13 protein-coding genes and 1 pseudogene are annotated in these 17160 nt (G+C 52.8%); all 14 read left to right on the top strand.

Annotated elements, in window-relative coordinates; genetic code table 11:
• Positions 1-3 precede the first annotated feature (3 nt).
• The 14 genes and pseudogenes from uvrA (at position 4) to IEV46_RS08650 (ending at position 17011) form a co-directional block, all read left to right on the top strand.
• Positions 4-2895: an excinuclease ABC subunit UvrA gene (uvrA, locus tag IEV46_RS08715; protein WP_188432085.1), complete on the top strand. Its 2892-nt coding sequence runs from the start codon at positions 4-6 to the stop codon at positions 2893-2895.
• A gap of 68 nt (positions 2896-2963) precedes the next feature.
• Positions 2964-3353: a DUF302 domain-containing protein gene (locus IEV46_RS08710; RefSeq protein WP_188432083.1), complete on the top strand. Its 390-nt coding sequence runs from the start codon at positions 2964-2966 to the stop codon at positions 3351-3353.
• Between the two features lie 373 nt (positions 3354-3726).
• The gene (locus IEV46_RS08705) at positions 3727-4074 is read left to right on the top strand and encodes a phage holin family protein (protein WP_188432081.1); all 348 of its coding nucleotides are present in this window, start codon (positions 3727-3729) and stop codon (positions 4072-4074) included.
• Positions 4075-4395: 321 nt separating this feature from the next.
• Complete coding sequence (locus IEV46_RS08700; RefSeq protein WP_188432078.1) at positions 4396-5385, top strand: PucR family transcriptional regulator; 990 nt, start codon at positions 4396-4398, stop codon at positions 5383-5385.
• A 108-nt stretch (positions 5386-5493) separates the two neighbouring features.
• Positions 5494-6603, top strand: a complete 1110-nt coding sequence (locus IEV46_RS08695) for an ABC transporter ATP-binding protein (protein WP_188432075.1) — start codon at positions 5494-5496, stop codon at positions 6601-6603.
• Between the two features lie 222 nt (positions 6604-6825).
• Entirely contained in the window at positions 6826-7743 is a 918-nt protein-coding gene (locus IEV46_RS08690) for a CDP-alcohol phosphatidyltransferase family protein (protein WP_229736006.1), read from the top strand.
• 101 nt (positions 7744-7844) lie between these two features.
• A pseudogene (hprK, locus tag IEV46_RS08685) lies at positions 7845-8782 on the top strand (HPr(Ser) kinase/phosphatase).
• A 146-nt stretch (positions 8783-8928) separates the two neighbouring features.
• On the top strand, positions 8929-9837 hold the full coding sequence (gene lgt, locus IEV46_RS08680; protein ID WP_188432071.1) for a prolipoprotein diacylglyceryl transferase: 909 nt from the start codon (positions 8929-8931) through the stop codon (positions 9835-9837).
• Complete coding sequence (locus IEV46_RS08675) at positions 9834-10787, top strand: nucleoside recognition domain-containing protein (RefSeq protein ID WP_188432069.1); 954 nt, start codon at positions 9834-9836, stop codon at positions 10785-10787. The genes lgt and IEV46_RS08675 overlap by 4 nt, the downstream gene beginning before the upstream one ends.
• The gene (gene ppaX, locus IEV46_RS08670) at positions 10784-11455 is read left to right on the top strand and encodes a pyrophosphatase PpaX (protein ID WP_188432067.1); all 672 of its coding nucleotides are present in this window, start codon (positions 10784-10786) and stop codon (positions 11453-11455) included. Before IEV46_RS08675 ends, ppaX begins: the two co-directional genes overlap by 4 nt.
• The gene (locus IEV46_RS08665; protein WP_188432065.1) at positions 11452-11937 is read left to right on the top strand and encodes an acyltransferase; all 486 of its coding nucleotides are present in this window, start codon (positions 11452-11454) and stop codon (positions 11935-11937) included. Before ppaX ends, IEV46_RS08665 begins: the two co-directional genes overlap by 4 nt.
• Before the next feature lie 232 nt (positions 11938-12169).
• A complete protein-coding gene (locus IEV46_RS08660) occupies positions 12170-12820 on the top strand; it encodes a TetR/AcrR family transcriptional regulator (protein WP_188432062.1) in 651 nt (216 codons plus the stop codon).
• Positions 12821-12861: 41 nt separating this feature from the next.
• On the top strand, positions 12862-15915 hold the full coding sequence (locus IEV46_RS08655; RefSeq protein ID WP_229736004.1) for an efflux RND transporter permease subunit: 3054 nt from the start codon (positions 12862-12864) through the stop codon (positions 15913-15915).
• A gap of 472 nt (positions 15916-16387) precedes the next feature.
• Positions 16388-17011 (top strand): thermonuclease family protein, encoded by a 624-nt coding sequence (locus IEV46_RS08650; protein ID WP_188432058.1) that lies wholly within the window; start codon positions 16388-16390, stop codon positions 17009-17011.
• Positions 17012-17160 lie beyond the last annotated feature (149 nt).

The following is a 17160-nucleotide window of genomic DNA, read 5'->3' as shown; positions in this document are numbered from 1 at the left end:
ACTGTGGCCCAGGAAAACATCATCATACGCGGAGCACGCGTCCACAATCTGAAAGAGGTGGATGTCACTATCCCCCGGGATCAATTGGTTGTACTGACGGGTCTGTCAGGATCCGGAAAATCTTCACTCGCCTTTGACACCATCTATGCCGAGGGACAGCGACGATATGTGGAGTCCCTGTCGGCCTATGCCCGTCAGTTTCTGGGACAGATGGATAAACCGGATGTCGATTCCATCGATGGACTTTCCCCGGCGATCTCCATCGACCAGAAGACGACCAGCCGCAATCCCCGGTCCACTGTGGGAACAGTCACGGAGATCTATGACTATATCCGTCTCCTCTATGCCCGGGTGGGTCGCGCCTACTGCCCGGAGCACGGTATCGAGATCTCTTCCCAGACGGTTCAACAGATGACTGACCGGATCATGGAGTTGCCGGAACGGACCCGGATCCAAATCCTGGCCCCGATGGCGGAAGGGCGTAAAGGGGAGCATGCCAAACTGCTGGAGGAGATCCGGAAGCAGGGCTTTGTCCGTGTCCGCATGGATGGAGAGATTCGGGATCTTTCCGAGGAGATCAAACTGGAGAAAAACAAAAAGCACACCATTGAAGTGGTGGTGGACCGGATCGTGATCAAACCTGGGGTCGAAACGCGGCTCACCGACTCCATGGAAACGGCACTCAACCTTGCTGGCGGCAAAGTGTTGATCGATGTGATCGACGGGGAGGAAATGCTGTTCAGCCAAAATTTGGCCTGCCCCGAATGCGGCTTCAGCATGGATGAGTTGTCTCCGCGGATGTTCTCCTTCAACAGCCCCTTCGGGGCTTGTTCCACTTGTGACGGATTGGGCAGCCGGATGGAGGTCGACCCCGCTCTGGTGATTCCGGACAAGGAAAAAACCCTGCGTGAGGGAGCCATAGAACCCTGGGTCAGTAAATCCAGCACCTATTACCCATCGCTGTTGGAGTCGGTCTGTAATCATTATGAAATCGACATGGATGTGCCGGTGAAGGACTTGCCCAAGGGGGATCTCAAAAAGCTTCTCAAAGGAACCGGTGAACGGATTCCCTTCCGTTATGAGACAGAGGGACGAGTAAGACAACTTCAGATTCGATTTGAAGGCGTCTTGAATAACCTGGAACGCCGATTCCGAGAGACGGGCTCCGACATGATCCGGGAGCAGATTGAAAACTATATGAGCAACAAACCCTGTCCCACCTGTCAAGGGGCGAGACTGCGCAAAGAGAGTCTCAGTGTCCGGGTGGGCGGACAAAGCATCGATACCCTCACCTCCCTCTCGATACGGGAAGCCCGGGAGTTTTTCTCTCATCTGGAACTGACGGAGAAGGAGAGGGTCATCGGGCGTCAGATTCTGAAGGAAATTGACAGCCGCCTCGGTTTCCTGATCAATGTGGGTCTGGACTATCTCACATTGAACCGTGCCGCCGGGACCTTGTCCGGCGGGGAGGCGCAGCGGATCCGGCTGGCCACCCAGATCGGTTCCAAGCTGATGGGAGTCCTCTATATCCTGGATGAACCCAGCATCGGGCTGCACCAGCGGGACAACGCCAAGCTGATCCGGACCTTGGAAGAGATGCGTGACCTGGGAAACACCCTGATCGTGGTGGAACATGATGAAGACACCATGCTGGCTGCTGACCATATCATTGATGTAGGTCCCGGAGCGGGGACCCATGGAGGCCGTATCGTTGCCCAGGGAACCCCGGAAGAGGTGATGGCGATGGACCATTCCCTGACCGGGCAGTATCTGTCCGGCCGCAAGTTCATTCCCCTGCCGGAAGAGCGGCGCAAGGTGGGTGGCAACTGGGTGGAGATCAAAGGAGCCAGGGAAAACAATCTGAAAAACATCAACATCAAGATTCCCCTCGGTGTTTTCACCTGTGTCACCGGAGTGTCCGGTTCCGGGAAAAGCACCCTGGTCAATGAGATCCTGTTGAAGGCGTTGGCCCGGGAGTTGAACAAATCCAGGTGGATTCCCGGGAAACACCGGATGATCAAAGGGATGGAGCACCTGGACAAGGTGATCAACATCGACCAATCCCCCATCGGCCGCACCCCCCGCTCCAATCCGGCTACCTATACCAGCGTGTTTGACGACATTCGGGATGTATATGCCAATACTCAGGAGGCCAAGGTGCGGGGATACAAAAAGGGCCGGTTCAGTTTCAACGTCAAGGGGGGCCGTTGTGAAGCCTGCCGGGGAGACGGGATCATCAAGATTGAAATGCACTTTCTGCCGGATGTCTATGTTCCCTGTGAAGAATGCAAAGGCAAGCGGTACAACCGGGATACCCTGGAAGTGAAATACAAAGGAAAAAACATCTCGGATGTGTTGGATCTTCGTGTGGAAGATGCACTGGAGTTTTTTAAAAACATCCCCCGCATCCGGCGGAAACTGCAAACCCTGTATGATGTGGGGTTGGGTTATATCAAACTGGGTCAACCCGCCACCACCCTGTCCGGCGGGGAAGCCCAGCGGGTGAAGCTGGCTTCCGAACTGTACAAGCGGAGCAACGGGCGCACGTTGTACATTTTGGACGAGCCGACCACAGGTCTCCATGTGGATGATATTTCCCGCCTGTTGCATGTATTGCAGCGCCTGGTGGAGAACGGCGATTCCGTCCTGGTGATCGAACACAATCTGGATGTGATCAAGACGGCGGATTACCTGATTGATCTCGGACCTGAAGGAGGGACGGGGGGAGGTACCGTCGTTGCCACAGGGACCCCGGAAGAGGTGGCCCGGGTGGAAAGCTCCCATACCGGACAGTTTCTGCGGCCGATTCTGGAAAGAGACCGCCGTCGGATGGAGCGCTTTCACCAGGAGTTGATGGACGGAATCTCCCGCCGGGCCAAAGACAGAACCGGCTGACCGGGTTTTCTGATGCAAGGCGGGATCGTGTAAAATAAAGTTGCAGAAAACGAAAAGGGGGAAATCGGATGTTTGACTACACGGTGGAAACCCCAAAGACAGTGGATGAAGCGATCGCAGCTTTGGAGCGGACACTTTCCGACCATCAGTTTGGAGTTCTGTGGAAACTGGACATTCCCACCAAGCTGATGGAAAAAGGAATTGCTCTGCAACAGGACTTCCGCGTACTCGAAGTCTGCAACCCGGATATTGCCAAGAAAGTGCTGATCCGAAACCAGAAAGGCGGCTACTTTCTCCCTTGTAAAATCGTGGTCTATCGCAGTGAGGAAACTTTGAAGACCCACATCGGTCTTCTCCGTCCCACTTCGCTGCTGGCGATGACGGAGGATGAGGATCTGAAAGAAATCGCTGCAGAAGTGGAAAAAACCATGATCCAGGCAATCGATGAAGCCAAATAACCGGAATCACAAGAAAGCCAGTCCAGTCCTGCGGGACAGGGCCGGCTTTTCCGTTATCCAGTGAGAAGGGATCTCATCATGGTGCGAAGGGGGTCATCATGGACCAGATGGAGCGAATCTTTCCCCACATGTTCATCACTTTCGGAAAAAATCTGCAATCCCGCCAAAAAGTCCGGACCACCCTTTCATACCGCTTCTGCCAAAGAATAAGGCATTTGAGACCCTTTGGGGAAGAATCCGCAAGTGGCAACCGGGAAAATGAAGCAAGAAGTCCAGTTCATCGAAGGCGGGCAATTCGGAAAAAAGATGGCTTGCACCGGAGTGGTTGGGTTGGGATACTATAGGGAATAGATGTGCGTGAGGAGGAATAAAGATGGGAATAATTGTCCGTCTGTTACTAAACGCCTTGGCAGTGTTGCTGGCCGCCCAGCTGATCCCGCAGATTGAAGTGGAGGGGTTTGGCACTGCCCTTTTGGTGGCGCTGGTGCTGGGATTGATCAACACTTTTATCCGTCCAGTGCTCATTTTCTTGACCCTCCCCATCTCCTTTATCACCTTGGGCTTGTTTATATTTATACTGAACGCTCTGCTTTTTTGGGTGACCGGCTTCCTGGTTCCGGGATTTGAAGTGGGCGGGTTTTTCGGTGCCTTGCTGGGTTCGATCCTGGTCAGTGTCATCTCTTGGCTGTTGAACGGGATCTGGAAAGGGTTGAGGGAGTGAAGGGTCACGGCTGAACAAGCAAGTGGTCTTTCTTTCTTCCTCAGTCTTGGGAGGAGCGTGGATCGCTCCTTCTTTTTTTACAGGGTGAATCCACTGTGTACAATAGAGGTGGCCCTAAAAGCATTGTGAAAAAGTCATTCCAAGAACACACTGAAATCATTGTAAAAAGCCGTTCACAGGGAGGGTTGGGTTTCACATGGAGTGATTTTGGCAGTTTTAGAACAACGAAAAGGTCATGTGAAATCCGATCCCGACCAGGCCAGCACTCATTCACAACGACAACGTTTCTAAGATCCGGAGTGAAGATTGGAGGGGAGAGTGTTGCGGGAGAGGGAGTTTTCCAGACTGGTTGGTCGATTGGAGGCGGCATTGGGGAAAAGGGTGAGGGTTCTGCGGGATGAAGCGCCGCCACCCTCTGCAATCGATTCTTTTCAGCTGGATGGAAGGCACCGGTTGTCGGTGGCAGGGGGGCTCACCGAACAGGAAAAAGCTCTGATTTGTCTTTTCTTGGGAGAGTGGAGACAAAACCGGGTTCAGGAACCAGACTCTGGGGAACCTTTGGCCATCCTGGAGAAGTGGCTGAAACTGACGGAGGTTCGTGGGGGACTCCCTCATCCCCCACCGTCGGTGGAGGAGCTGTTCCGAAAGGAACGGGTCCCCTTTTTGGCTGTTCATCCCGCTCTCTCGGGGAAAAGGATGAGCGGTTTGAAAAGAGTGGTAAGCAGTTATTTTGAGGATCAGGCATGGTTGGTCCCGCTCAACCGGGCGGAATCACTCCTCCTGTTGCCCCTTTCCTTTATCTATGGAGAGGACACAAAGGATCAAAAAAAAGGATTGGAAGAAACGGCACAGGGGCTGGTGGAGGTGATCATCACCGAAGCGGGGGAGGATGTGAGAGTGGTCGTCCATCCTGCTGTAGGTGAGGCGCATCTTTTGCCCCGAGCGATAGCGACGCTGCGGGAAGTTTGGCGGATAGGTCGAACCCATCGTCCCGCCGATCCGGTGTACACCACCTGGCAGTTTTCCCTGGAAAAATTGTTGGAGTCGGTGGATGAGGAACGAGTGAATCAATTTTTGGCTGATGTATCCTCAACTCCTTTCTGGGAGGATGAAGAACTGTGTCAAACGCTGGAAGCTTTTCTGGAACAAGATCTCAATGTGAGTGAAACCGCCCGAAGGATGTTCATCCACAGGAACACATTGATTTACCGTCTGGAACGGCTCAGGCAGGAGTCCGGGCTGGATGCCCGCCGGTTTGAGGACGCTGTTCGGATCCGATTGGCACTCCGGTTGTCCCGACTTTTCCGGTGATGGGCAAATTGCTCAAACCAAGCCGTCCATTTTTGGTTGCCTTGTCGATGGAGTCCCTTCACCTTCCGCGGTACAATGGAAAAAATGGAGAATGAAAGGGGTTTCATCATGGCAGAGCTCAAACTGAAACACATTTATAAGCACTACGGAGGAGTGACAGCAGTCAATGATTTTGACCTGGAGATTAAAGATCAGGAATTTCTGGTATTGGTAGGTCCTTCAGGTTGCGGAAAGTCGACCACTCTCCGTATGATTGCCGGATTGGAGGAAATTTCAGAAGGGGAGTTGGTTATCGGCGACCGACTGATGAACGATGTACCCCCGAAAGACCGGGATATTGCCATGGTGTTCCAAAGTTATGCTCTCTACCCGCATATGAATGTATATCAAAACATGGCGTTTGGCCTCAAACTTCGCAAATTTAAGAAAGATGAGATTGATAGACGGGTTCGGGAAGCGGCCAAAATCCTGGATATTGAACATCTGTTAAATCGCAAACCGAAAGCCCTCTCGGGTGGACAGCGGCAACGGGTCGCCCTCGGCCGGGCGATTGTAAGGGAGCCCCAGGTGTTTCTGATGGACGAGCCCCTGTCCAATCTGGATGCCAAACTCCGGGTTCAGATGCGGACGGAGATCAGCAAACTGCACCAACGGCTGAAGACCACCATCATTTACGTCACCCATGACCAGACGGAAGCGATGACGATGGGGGATCGGATCGTGGTGATGAAAGACGGAGTCATCCAACAAGCGGATACGCCGACCCGGATCTATCACCATCCTGCCAATGTGTTTGTCGCCGGTTTTATCGGATCTCCCTCGATGAACTTTATCCAGGGGCGGTTGGTGGAAAAAGCCGGGGCGGTTCACTTCAGGGGGAGTAGCCTGGATGTGAAGATTCCCGAGGGGAAAGCGAAGATCCTGCGACAACAGGAAATGGTGGGTAAACAGGTGATTTTCGGAATCCGTCCCGAAGATATTCACGATGAGCCTCTCTTTCTGGATTCGACTCCCGACAGCTGTTTTACAGCCAAGGTGGAAGTGGCGGAAAATATGGGCTCGGAGATGTATCTCTACTTGTCCGGGATCACCGACCAATGGGTAACAGCCCGTGTAAACGCCCGAACCGGATTTACCATCGGCAACGAAGTGAAACTTGCCCTGGATATGAACAAAGTGCACGTTTTTGACAAGGAGACGGAAACAGCGGTATTCTGATTTTCTCATGTTCATCCCATAAAGCCAGCGAAAGCATTGAGCGGTAATGGAGAAAGCGGTTCTCTTCCGCAAAGGGCCGCTTTTTCTGTGCAAAGGGTTATCATTAAGCATAACAACCACACGAAAAAAATATTAAAATGACATGAAATTCGATTTCATCTCCGAATAACTATAATAGAGACCTGATTCTTCCTAACCTACAAAATGGGGGTTTTCGGTTTTATGTTCACATTGGAAGAAGTAAAGGAGAAAACGTACAAAAAGAGAGATGCCTGGTGGACCGTGTTGCTGGTGGATCCCTTGGCCTCCCGGTTGGTGCTACCCTTGGCGAACCATACCCGTATCACACCCAACCAGATCTCTTTGGCTGCTTTTCTGGTTGGATGCGGAGCTGCATGGTTCTTTTTCCAAGGAGATTCATTCTCATTGTGGATGGGTGCCTTATTGTTTCATTTCAGTTTTGTACTGGACTGTATGGATGGGAAAATCGCACGTTTGAAAGGAACCGGATCTGTTTTTGGAATGTGGCTGGATTACATGTTGGACCGGGTGCGGGTGGTGATTTGCGCCTTGATGTTGATGACCGGCCAGTTCCTGTTAACCGATGATCCGACGTATCTGGCCCTGGCTATTTTGATTATCTTTATGGATATGCTCCGCTATATGGATGCCTTGCAATTGTACAAACTCCGCCGTGAAATGCGCAAGAAAATCCGTCAAGCCAAGCGGAATGCACAGCAGACCCTTGAGTTGGAGGGGATTGAAAGCTGGGAAGAAGAGGATGGGGCTGATCCGCAAGTCAGGGAGCAAAATAAGAAAAAGGTGGATCTCAATCAAGCTTTCAAAGAAAGGTTTGGCTGGTATCTGAAGATTCGGGACCGGCTGGAACGGGCACGGATCCGCCCTCATCTGTTCAGCGGGATTGAGTATCAGATGTTCGTGTTTATACTGGGTCCGATTTTTGGCCTGATCATCGAGACTGTGGTGATCAGTTCGATGATTCTCTTTGTGTTTGAGTTGGCGATCATCTACAAGATGTGGTTGAGCACCCGGGATCTTCAAAGGGAACTGGAACAGATCCGGTCCGCGGAGATTGTCAATCGAACTCAACCGGCTTCACCGGGTTCATCGATAGGGTAAGACACTTTGACATCAAGCCTGGAAAAGGGGTATTCTGACATCTGAAGGGGCGGCCGGATTCCCGGCCGTTTTTTTGTACGTGGATGGAAAGGAGCTCGGGGATGGGAAAATCAGTGACGGTGAAAGAGCTGGCAGCACAGTTTGACTTGGAGATTTTCGGTGGGGAAGCCGGTTTGGACCGGGAACTGATCACCAGTGACCTTTATCGCCCCGGATTGGAGCTGGCCGGTTTTTTCACCTATTATCCTGCGGAAAGACTTCAGATGTTGGGACGGACAGAGCTAACCTTCCTCCGGGGTCTGTCTGAGGCGGTACGGCGGCAACGTCTGCAGTTTCTCTGCAATGACCGGACTCCCTGCTTTTGCATCACCCGGGGAGAAGAGATCCCCCCGGAGTTGACAGCAGCAGCGGAGGCGAAGAAAATTCCGGTTTTGCGCACTTCCATTTCGACCACCCGTTTTGGGAGTAAAGTGACCAGCTATCTGGAGAAGCGGATGGCTCCCGCGACCACCATGCACGGGGTTTTGGTGGACATATACGGGGTGGGGGTTCTGATCATGGGCAGAAGTGGGATTGGGAAAAGCGAAACGGCGTTGGAGCTGGTGAAACGGGGACATCGTCTGGTGGCGGATGACGCGGTGGAGATCCGGCAGGCGGAGGAGAACGATCTTGTGGGACATGCACCGGAGTTGATCCGGTATCTCTTGGAGATTCGAGGTTTGGGGATTATCAATGTGATGACTCTCTTTGGAGCGGGGGCGGTACGGGATTACAAGAANAAATCTCCATGGTGATCCGCCTGGAAGCTTGGCGGGAAAACAGGCAATACGATCGGCTCGGTTTGGATGAAGAGCGGATGCGGATCATGGATACGGAGATTCCGCTACTGACAGTTCCGGTACGTCCTGGGCGCAACTTGGCGGTGATTGTCGAAGTGGCTGCCATGAACTTTCGCTTGAAGCGGATGGGCTATCACGCCGCCCGGCACTTCGCCGAAAAATTGAACCAGAGTCTGGATGATCCCGAGGATTTTACTTAAAACCGGGGCCCTGTAAGAGCAGGTCCCCGGTTTTAAGCGGATCAGAGGGTGTCACGGCTTTGCTTCCCCGCGTTTCATTTCCGACGCAAGTAGGTTAAAATGAGTATTGACTTTTTAATGAACGCGATACAAAGGAGGAGCCATGGATGCAGTTTGCACAGGCAATCGACCCGGTCGCCGTCTCATTGGGCCCCATCCAAGTCCACTGGTACGGCATCATCATGGGTACAGCAGTCCTGATCGGGCTGTGGATCGCCATACGGGAAGGAAAGCGCCACGGGCTCGACAGTGAACTGTTTCTCGATATGATGATCTGGGTGATCCCGGCGGCGATCGTGGGCGCCCGCTTATATTATGTGGCCTTTGAGTGGGAGTACTATTGGCAGAATCCCGGTGATATCATCGCCGTCTGGAAGGGTGGTCTGGCGATTCACGGAGGCTTGATCGGTGCCCTGCTCGCCGGAGCCTTCTTTGTGAAGAAAAAGGGAGTTCCCTTTCTGCAAATCGCGGATATTGTTGCTCCCAGCATCATATTGGGGCAAGCCATCGGCCGCTGGGGCAATTTTATGAACCAGGAAGCCCATGGTGGAGAAGTCAGTCGGCAATTCCTGGAAGGACTGTTTTTACCCGATTGGTTGATCAATCAGATGAATATCCAGGGAGCTTATTACCACCCGACTTTTCTGTACGAGTCGCTCTGGAATGTGGCGGGCTTGGTGATCTTGCTCCTGTTGCGCCGGTGGAATCCGCGTCGGGGAGAGATTTTCTTCACCTATCTCATCTGGTACTCTTTGGGCCGTTTCTTTATTGAAGGGTTGCGGACAGACAGTCTGACTTTCGATGGTCCAAACTGGCTCGTTTCCTTGTTGAATGGGCTTTGGTCTCCCATGAGAGTGTTGTTTGAGCCGGGAATGATGGCCGGCGGCAATATCCGGATCGCCCAATTGGTCAGCCTGTCTCTGGTGTTGCTGGGAATCATCCTGATCCTGCTTCGCCGGATGAAAGGATTGGCCAAGGACCCCTATCTGAAATCAAAGGAGAGCGTGTCAGGTTGAAAGGGATTCAGTGGGGCCGGGGGGTTCATTCGGGTCTGATCACTTCTTGGGAACTGGGGAAAGTGATCTTTCCCGTCACTCTTCTGGTCAGTATTTTGCAATATACAGCAGTCATCGATTGGTTTGTGCGGGGGCTGACCCCCATCATGTCCTGGATCGGGCTGCCGGGGGAGGCGGCCATCCCGCTGGTTCTGGGAAATCTCTTAAATCTTTACGCCGGGATCGGAGCCATCCTCAGTCTGGATTTAACGGTGAAGCAAGTCTTTATCCTGGCCCTGATGCTGAGTTTTTCCCACAATCTGTTGGTAGAATCGGCGGTCTGCCGTCGGGTCGGCATCTCTGTCTTTCTGGTGATGGGAGCACGGATTTCTCTGGCTCTCCTGGCCGCTGTCCTGGTCCAGTGGACATGGAAGGGCGGCAGTGAGACAGCGGTGTATGGGCTGATCCCGGCTTCTCCGTCGACTCCTCAAGGTGGGTGGGAGACGATTTGGGCCGCATCGGAAACGGCCCTGATGGGCGTGTTGCAAATGGCTATCGTGGTGTTCCCGTTGATGATCTGCATCCAGATCCTGAAGGATCTCCGCTGGTTGGACCGGTTCGCTGACTGGATGAGACCGGTGCTGCACCCCTTGAGGATCGACCCTCGGGGATCGGTGATCATGGCCGGAGGGCTCCTCTTCGGTCTGGCGATGGGGGCGGGGGTGATCATCGAACAAGCCCGGGAAAAGCGATTTACCCGGCGGGAGATGACGGTGATGGTTCTCTTTCTCGCCGCATGTCACGCAGTCGTGGAGGACACCATTATTTTTATTCCCCTGGGGATTAACGTTTTGCCGCTACTTCTGATCCGATTTGGTGTAGCCGTATTACTCACTCTGTTGCTGGCCTGGTTCTGGCCGGGTTCCAAACCGGTGGACCGGCGGGTGGCTACGGAAGGGGATTGTGCATGAGGTTCCACACCATTCTATTTGATCTGGACGGCACTCTCCTCAATACGACGCCACTGATCCTCTCTTCCTTTCTACACACCGTGAATCACCATTGTCCGGAGAAGGAAATTAATGAACAAGAGGTGATCGCCTGTTTGGGGGAACCCCTGAGGGACCAAATGGTCCGCTTTGGGGGGGAGGAACGGGCGGATGCGATGGTCCAAACCTATCGGGAGCACAATGTGGCCCATCATGATGAATGGGTGGAGGCTTTTCCCGGTGTTCCGGAGGTACTGGCGGGTTTGTGGCGGCAGGGGTTGAGGATGGCCGTGGTCTCCAACAAACAGCGGCAGACGGTGGAGATGGGGCTGAAACTTTGCCGGCTGGAAGAGTTCTTTTCCGAAGTGATCTGCTTCGGGGACGCGGATAAACCGAAGCCCGATGGAGCACCGATCCGGCTGGCGATGGACCGGCTGGATGGAAAGCCCGCAACCACCTTGATGGTGGGAGATTCCAGGTATGATCTGCTGGCGGCCCGGGATGCGGGTGTTCCCGCGGCTGGTGTTGCCTGGACAGCCCACGCCCGGGAGTCTCTGTTGGCTTATCAGCCGGAATACATGTTGGAGTCGATGGAAGATCTGTATGATGTCATCGGGTTGAAAACAGTGGAAAGTGATCCGGAAAGATGAGAAGAACAGAGCGACATCCGGTGAAAGACAGCAACTCACTTTGGCAACTTTACCGGATTCTCCCCTTTGCCAAGGTATTTCGCAATGTCCTCGTGGCTGAGATTTGCCGGTTTCTCCCGGTATTCTCCTGGAAAAATGTTTTATATCGCCGCCTACTCGGCATGGAGGTGGGGGAGAAGACTGCTTTTGCATTCAAGGTGACGGTGGATCTGCTCTATCCGGAACGGATCCACATCGGAAACAATACGATTATCGGTTATAACACGACAATTCTCACCCACGAATATCTGATCGAAGAATACCGGGTGGGTGATGTCGATATTGGGGATTCGGTGATGATCGGGGCCAATACCACCATTCTGCCGGGAGTGCGGATTGGTGACGGGGCAGTGGTGGGGGCGGGATCTCTGGTCAACCGGGATATCCCCCCCGGCGCCTTTGCCGCCGGCAATCCAGTCCGCGTGATTCGGGAGAATAGATAATCACCAACCCCCGTCGGTTTTGACCGGCGGGGGTATCTGTATTCCTTTCGGAAAGGATCAAGTTTTTTGTCCATACAAAAGGACAAGCATCCATCCGGTCCCTCCTGTTGGAGAAACATTCACAATCCCGTTAAAAAATTGCGTTGAACCCCCAGTTTTCTCAGTATACAATTCAATTTGACGCGTTGATTTGACACGATGTCAACGAAAAGAAAACGGGAGAGTGTTTCGGATGCCTCGTTCACCTGAACAGAATCAAGTGATCAGGGAAAAACGGATACAGCAGATCTTGGAGGCTGCTCTCACCGTCTTCAGTGAAAAAGGGTATCACGGGACCGAGATCGGAGTGATCGCGAAACGGGCAGGTCTGGGGCGGAGCTTGATCTATTACTATTTCAAAGATAAGCAGGATGTATTTATCCAGCTCATCCACCGGACGTTGCGCTTGTGGAGAGAGGAGATGAATACTATCCTGGAGTCCGGCAGCTCTGTGACGGACAGGATGGGACTCATCCTGAAAAAATCCTGTGCCCTCTGTCAGGATGATCCGGATCTCAGTCGCTTTCATCAAATGATCGCCCGGGATTTGCAATTGCTATTTTTCGGTCGGGAAGAGGAAGTCCGCAGGTATTTTGAGGAGAATATACGGCAGCCCGTGCGGGCATTGATGGAAGAAGGGGTTCAGACGGGGGTGATTCAGGTCGCCCCGGAATTGGCTGAACGGTTTTTCTTCAGTATCCTTTTTGGTGCAATCCACCATGAATGCATGTTGGATAAGTCTCAGTTGAATGATTGGGTCAAGCTGTCCCTGTACGGTCTGACTGGTGAGAAGTCCGTCTCCGTTTCCCGGGATGACGGTCGGCGGATGAGTTATCATGAATAATCAGTGTTCCAGATACAGGTATGGAAACGGAGGAATCGTCGATGTGGTTAGCCCGATCAGCCATTAAGCGGCCGGTCTTAACTGCCGTGGCCGTAATCATTGTTCTGGTGATGGGCTTTGTCGCCCTCAATGATCTGCAGATGGATCTATTGCCGGACATTCAGCCCCCGGTGGGAGCTGTTGTCGCCTCCTATCCAGGGGCGGGGCCGGAGGAAGTATTGGAGAAGGTGACCCAACCTTTGGAGAAGCAGCTGGGCACTCTGCCCGGACTGAAAAATATCCAGAGTCAGACACGGGAAGGGTTGACCTTGGTTCTGCTGGAGTTTGAATGGTCCCAGGATATCAATCAGTTACAGAATGATGTGATCTCCCGGATCAATCAAACTTCATTGCCCGATGATGTGGACACACCCAGCTTCCTGAAATTTGATCCGTCCACCTTTCCGATTGTACAGATGTCGGTCATGACCAAGGGGACTTCTGACAAACAATTGCGGGAGGATATCGACCGGATCAGCCAGTCTCTCTCCCAGCTGCCGGGAGTGGCCAGTGCCGATGCTTCCAGTTTGAGGGAGCAACAGATCCAGATCTCCCTCGATGCCGATCAGATGAAAAAATACCATCTGTCCCAGTCGGCCATCCAAGAGCGGATTCAAGCGACCGAGATCAGCCAGCCTGGGGGGATCATCCACAAAGGGGATCAGGATCTGACGGCCAGAGTCTCTTCCGAACTGACCAGTCTGAAGCAGTTTCGGGAACTGGAGCTGGCCGTGGATCCCCGCACCGGAAAGAAAATCACCCTGGATGATGTGGCAGACGTCCGCATCGCCAAAGAAGAAGAGAATATCATCACCCGAACCAACAACAAGCCCAGCATCGGGATAAATGTCTTTAAACAGTCGGGAGCCAATACAGCCGAGGTCTCCCAGGATGTGCGGATAGAACTTGACAAGCTGAGCAAGGAACTGGATGTGGACACCCAGATCATCTTCGACCAAGGGAAATATGTGGATATGTCCATCCAAAATGTGAGCAACAGCATGGTGATGGGCGGTATCTTGGCGATGTTGGTACTCTTCCTGTTCCTCCGTTCTTTCCGCAGCCCCCTGATCATCGGTGTGGCGATCCCGATCTCTGTGATCACCACCTTTGTTTTGATGTACTTGTCCAACTTCACTTTGAACATTATGACTCTGGGTGGTTTGGCCCTGGGAATCGGGATGCTGGTGGATAATGCGATCGTGGTGATCGAAAATATCCACCGGCACTTGCAGCAGGGCGAAGAACACAAGCAAGCCGCGATCAAAGGAGCCGGGGAAGTGGCGGGGGCCGTGACCGCTTCCACGCTGACAACGGTTTTCGTCTTTGTACCGGTGGTATTTGTCAGCGGTATCGTCGGTCAGCTGTTCAGGGAGTTTGCATTCACCGTCACCTTCAGCCTGTTAGCCTCTCTTCTCGTCTCTCTCACCCTGGTTCCGATGATGGCCGCCCGTATTATGAAAAGGCCCAAGGCCGACTGGGCAGAACAACGGGAGAAGAGCCGTTTCTATCGTGGCTTCCGCAGGTTGTTGCAATGGTCTCTCGCCCATCGGTGGGCCGTGATTCTGATCTCATTCGTCCTCTTGGGAGCTGGCGCTTTGGGAGTACGCAGTGTCGGGACGGAATATCTCCCCGCCTCCGATGAGGGAATTTTCATCGTGGAAGTGAGAATGCCCCAAGGGACCGGATTGGAAAAGACACAAAAAGTCTCCGCCAAGGTGGAATCGATCCTGGCTGAGGATCAGGATATTAAAAATTACCAGGCATCCATGGGTTCCGGGAACAATCAGAATGCCCTTTTTGGGGAGAGTGGGCGAAACATCTCCCAGATCTATGTCAATGCCGTGGATCAGAGTGAGCGGAACCGTTCCACCCGCGAAATTATAAATGACCTGCGGCCGAAACTGGCTAAAGTGGATCCCGACGTGGAAGTGGAATTGCGGGAGCAATCCTCTTTTGAAGCCGCTGGAGCTCCCAATACACTGGAGTTTAGGGTGAGTGGGGACAAAGAGGACTTGCAAAAATGGTCGGATCAGATCCACTCCACCCTCCAAGAGCTGGATATGGTGCGGCAGGTGACCGACTCTGAAAAAGAGACCCAACCGGAATTGGTGGTGAGCGTCGATCGGAAACAGGCACTGAAAGAGGGGGTGGCTCCGGCGCAAATCGTGGCCGCTGTCTCCGATGCCACCCGGGGGCAAGTGGTGGCCCAGGCCGATGTGAAGGAGGGTTCTTATGATGTGTTCCTTCATTATGACGATAAATTGCGTGACTCTCCGGACCAGCTGAAAAAGCTGCCAATTCAAACACCTGAGGGTGGAACTGTCCCTCTGTCCAAGGTGGCGGACCTGGAAGTGAATCAAGGGCCGATCACAATCAACCGGAGCGACCTCATGGACAGCATCGAGTACAAGGTGCAATATGACGGAACCGATCTGGGTACCGTGGAGCAAGCTGTGCAGAAGGAACTGGACCGTATCTTACCCTCCAACTTGACAGTGAAATTCACCGGGGGAGCCGAACTGCTCAGTGACGCCGTGGATGATTTGATGTTGGCAGCAGGTCTGGCCGTCCTGTTCGTCTTCCTTGTCTTGGCGGCCCAGTTCGAATCCTTCAAGTATCCCTTTGTCATTATGCTGACCTTGCCGCTGATGGTGATCGGTGTTGCCATCGCCCTCTGGTTGACCCAGACTCCGGTGGGAGTGACGGCCATGATCGGACTGATCGTCTTGGTAGGAATTGTAGTCAATAATGCGATTGTGCTGGTGGATTACATCAATCAGCTCAAAGCGAGAGGAATCCCCTCCCGAGAGGCCATCGTCGATGCGGGAATCACCCGCCTGCGCCCCATTCTGATGACGGCCACCACCACCGTCTTGGGGCTGGTCCCTCTCGCCCTCGGGTGGGGTGAAGGGACGGAAATCCAGCAACCCATGGCCATTGCCGTCATCGGGGGCCTCTTCTCCAGCACCCTCCTGACCCTGGTGGTCATCCCCGTCGTCTACAGCTGGTTCGACCCGGAAACCCGTCGCATGAAGAATGAAGAAGTAAACTGATTCCATAAAAAATCCGGCAGAATGCCGGTGAAAAAGCACACCCGGCAACCTATTTGGAGGTTGCCGGGTGTGCTTTGTTTTTGAAATGAGATGAAGAATCTATTCCCTTGAAGACAGACACGAACGTTTCAGGACGATCTATCCGACCGGTATAATCGTTTGAGACGGAAGATAAATCAGAGTGTTTCATTGACAAGTGTATTTACAATGGTTCTGGTATTAGTACTAATGCCCCACTATAAAGATGGATACCTGGGTGGGAAATGTGAGCTGAAAGAAGAGTCTCCCTTGAAGATTAAGGGGAGACTTTTCTTTTTTTGCTTGAATAAGTTTTCTCGATCACATCCCATTTTCACGATGAAATTTGGAATTTATCAATAATTTACAAAAAAATTATTGCAACAGAGCAAAAGAACAGTTAAAGTGTGATCACCAACTATTTCTATTCATGGACTGATAAGGAGGAGTCGGTGTGAAAAGATGGTGGCTTTTCCTGTGTGCACTCGTCCTGATGATCGGTTGGAGTGAACAACCACCTGAGAATCTTCCTGCACCGGAGCCGAAACCTCCTGAGGAACAGCCGGATAGACCGGGGAAGACCTGTGATTCCCGGGTGGACCGGGTGGTGTATGGGGATACACTTCATTTGAAGGAGCCGGTGTTGGGGTCCACCAAGGCTCGCATGTTATCCATCGATGCGCCGGAGACCGATTATCAGGGACAGAGCCAAGGGAAACATGGAGAGGAAGCGACGGCGTATCTGAAACAACTGTTGCCGGAAGGGACAGGAGTAAAGGTCGTGCTCGGTGAAGAGGAAAAGGATGATTACGGGCGACTGCTGGCACATATCGAGAAAAGAAAAACAGATATCAACGAAGAGATGATCCGGCAAGGAAAGGCGGTTCCTTACTTTATTTATCCCAACTTTGATCGATTTGAAGCATATCGGGAGGCGCTGAAAGAGGCGGTTGAAGAGAAGCGGGGGATTTGGAATCCGGAGGATCCCTTGAAAGAGATTCCGTTTGAGTTCCGATTGAGAGTGGAAATCGAAACCCTGACAGGTTTGTCGGAGACTTTGAAACGAAGGAGTATGTAGCGCCTGAAAAATACCGGGAAGTTTCATTGGAGAATCGTGTCTTCTTCCAACAGGAGGAAGATGCCAAACGAGCGGGCTACATCAAAAGATAAGGAGCTGAAAAGCATGGCGGCATTTGCAGGTCTTCTCTGGATCATCGGCGTTGTCTG

Origin of the sequence: Kroppenstedtia guangzhouensis, assembly GCF_014637345.1 — a bacterium.
GTDB classification, from domain to species: domain Bacteria; phylum Bacillota; class Bacilli; order Thermoactinomycetales; family DSM-45169; genus Kroppenstedtia; species Kroppenstedtia guangzhouensis.
This window is presented reverse-complemented; position numbering and strand designations above follow the sequence as displayed.

What these genes read in the sequence shown, in the direction of transcription:
- IEV46_RS08710 (WP_188432083.1), top strand. Translation starts at nt 2,964, where the DNA reads ATGTTTGACTACACGGTGGAAACCCCAAAGACAGTGGATGAAGCGATC.
- IEV46_RS08705 (WP_188432081.1), top strand. Translation starts at nt 3,727, where the DNA reads ATGGGAATAATTGTCCGTCTGTTACTAAACGCCTTGGCAGTGTTGCTG.
- IEV46_RS08695 (WP_188432075.1), top strand. Translation starts at nt 5,494, where the DNA reads ATGGCAGAGCTCAAACTGAAACACATTTATAAGCACTACGGAGGAGTG.
- IEV46_RS08690 (WP_229736006.1), top strand. Translation starts at nt 6,826, where the DNA reads ATGTTCACATTGGAAGAAGTAAAGGAGAAAACGTACAAAAAGAGAGAT.
- lgt (WP_188432071.1), top strand. Translation starts at nt 8,929, where the DNA reads ATGCAGTTTGCACAGGCAATCGACCCGGTCGCCGTCTCATTGGGCCCC.
- ppaX (WP_188432067.1), top strand. Translation starts at nt 10,784, where the DNA reads ATGAGGTTCCACACCATTCTATTTGATCTGGACGGCACTCTCCTCAAT.
- IEV46_RS08665 (WP_188432065.1), top strand. Translation starts at nt 11,452, where the DNA reads ATGAGAAGAACAGAGCGACATCCGGTGAAAGACAGCAACTCACTTTGG.
- IEV46_RS08660 (WP_188432062.1), top strand. Translation starts at nt 12,170, where the DNA reads ATGCCTCGTTCACCTGAACAGAATCAAGTGATCAGGGAAAAACGGATA.
- IEV46_RS08655 (WP_229736004.1), top strand. Translation starts at nt 12,862, where the DNA reads ATGTGGTTAGCCCGATCAGCCATTAAGCGGCCGGTCTTAACTGCCGTG.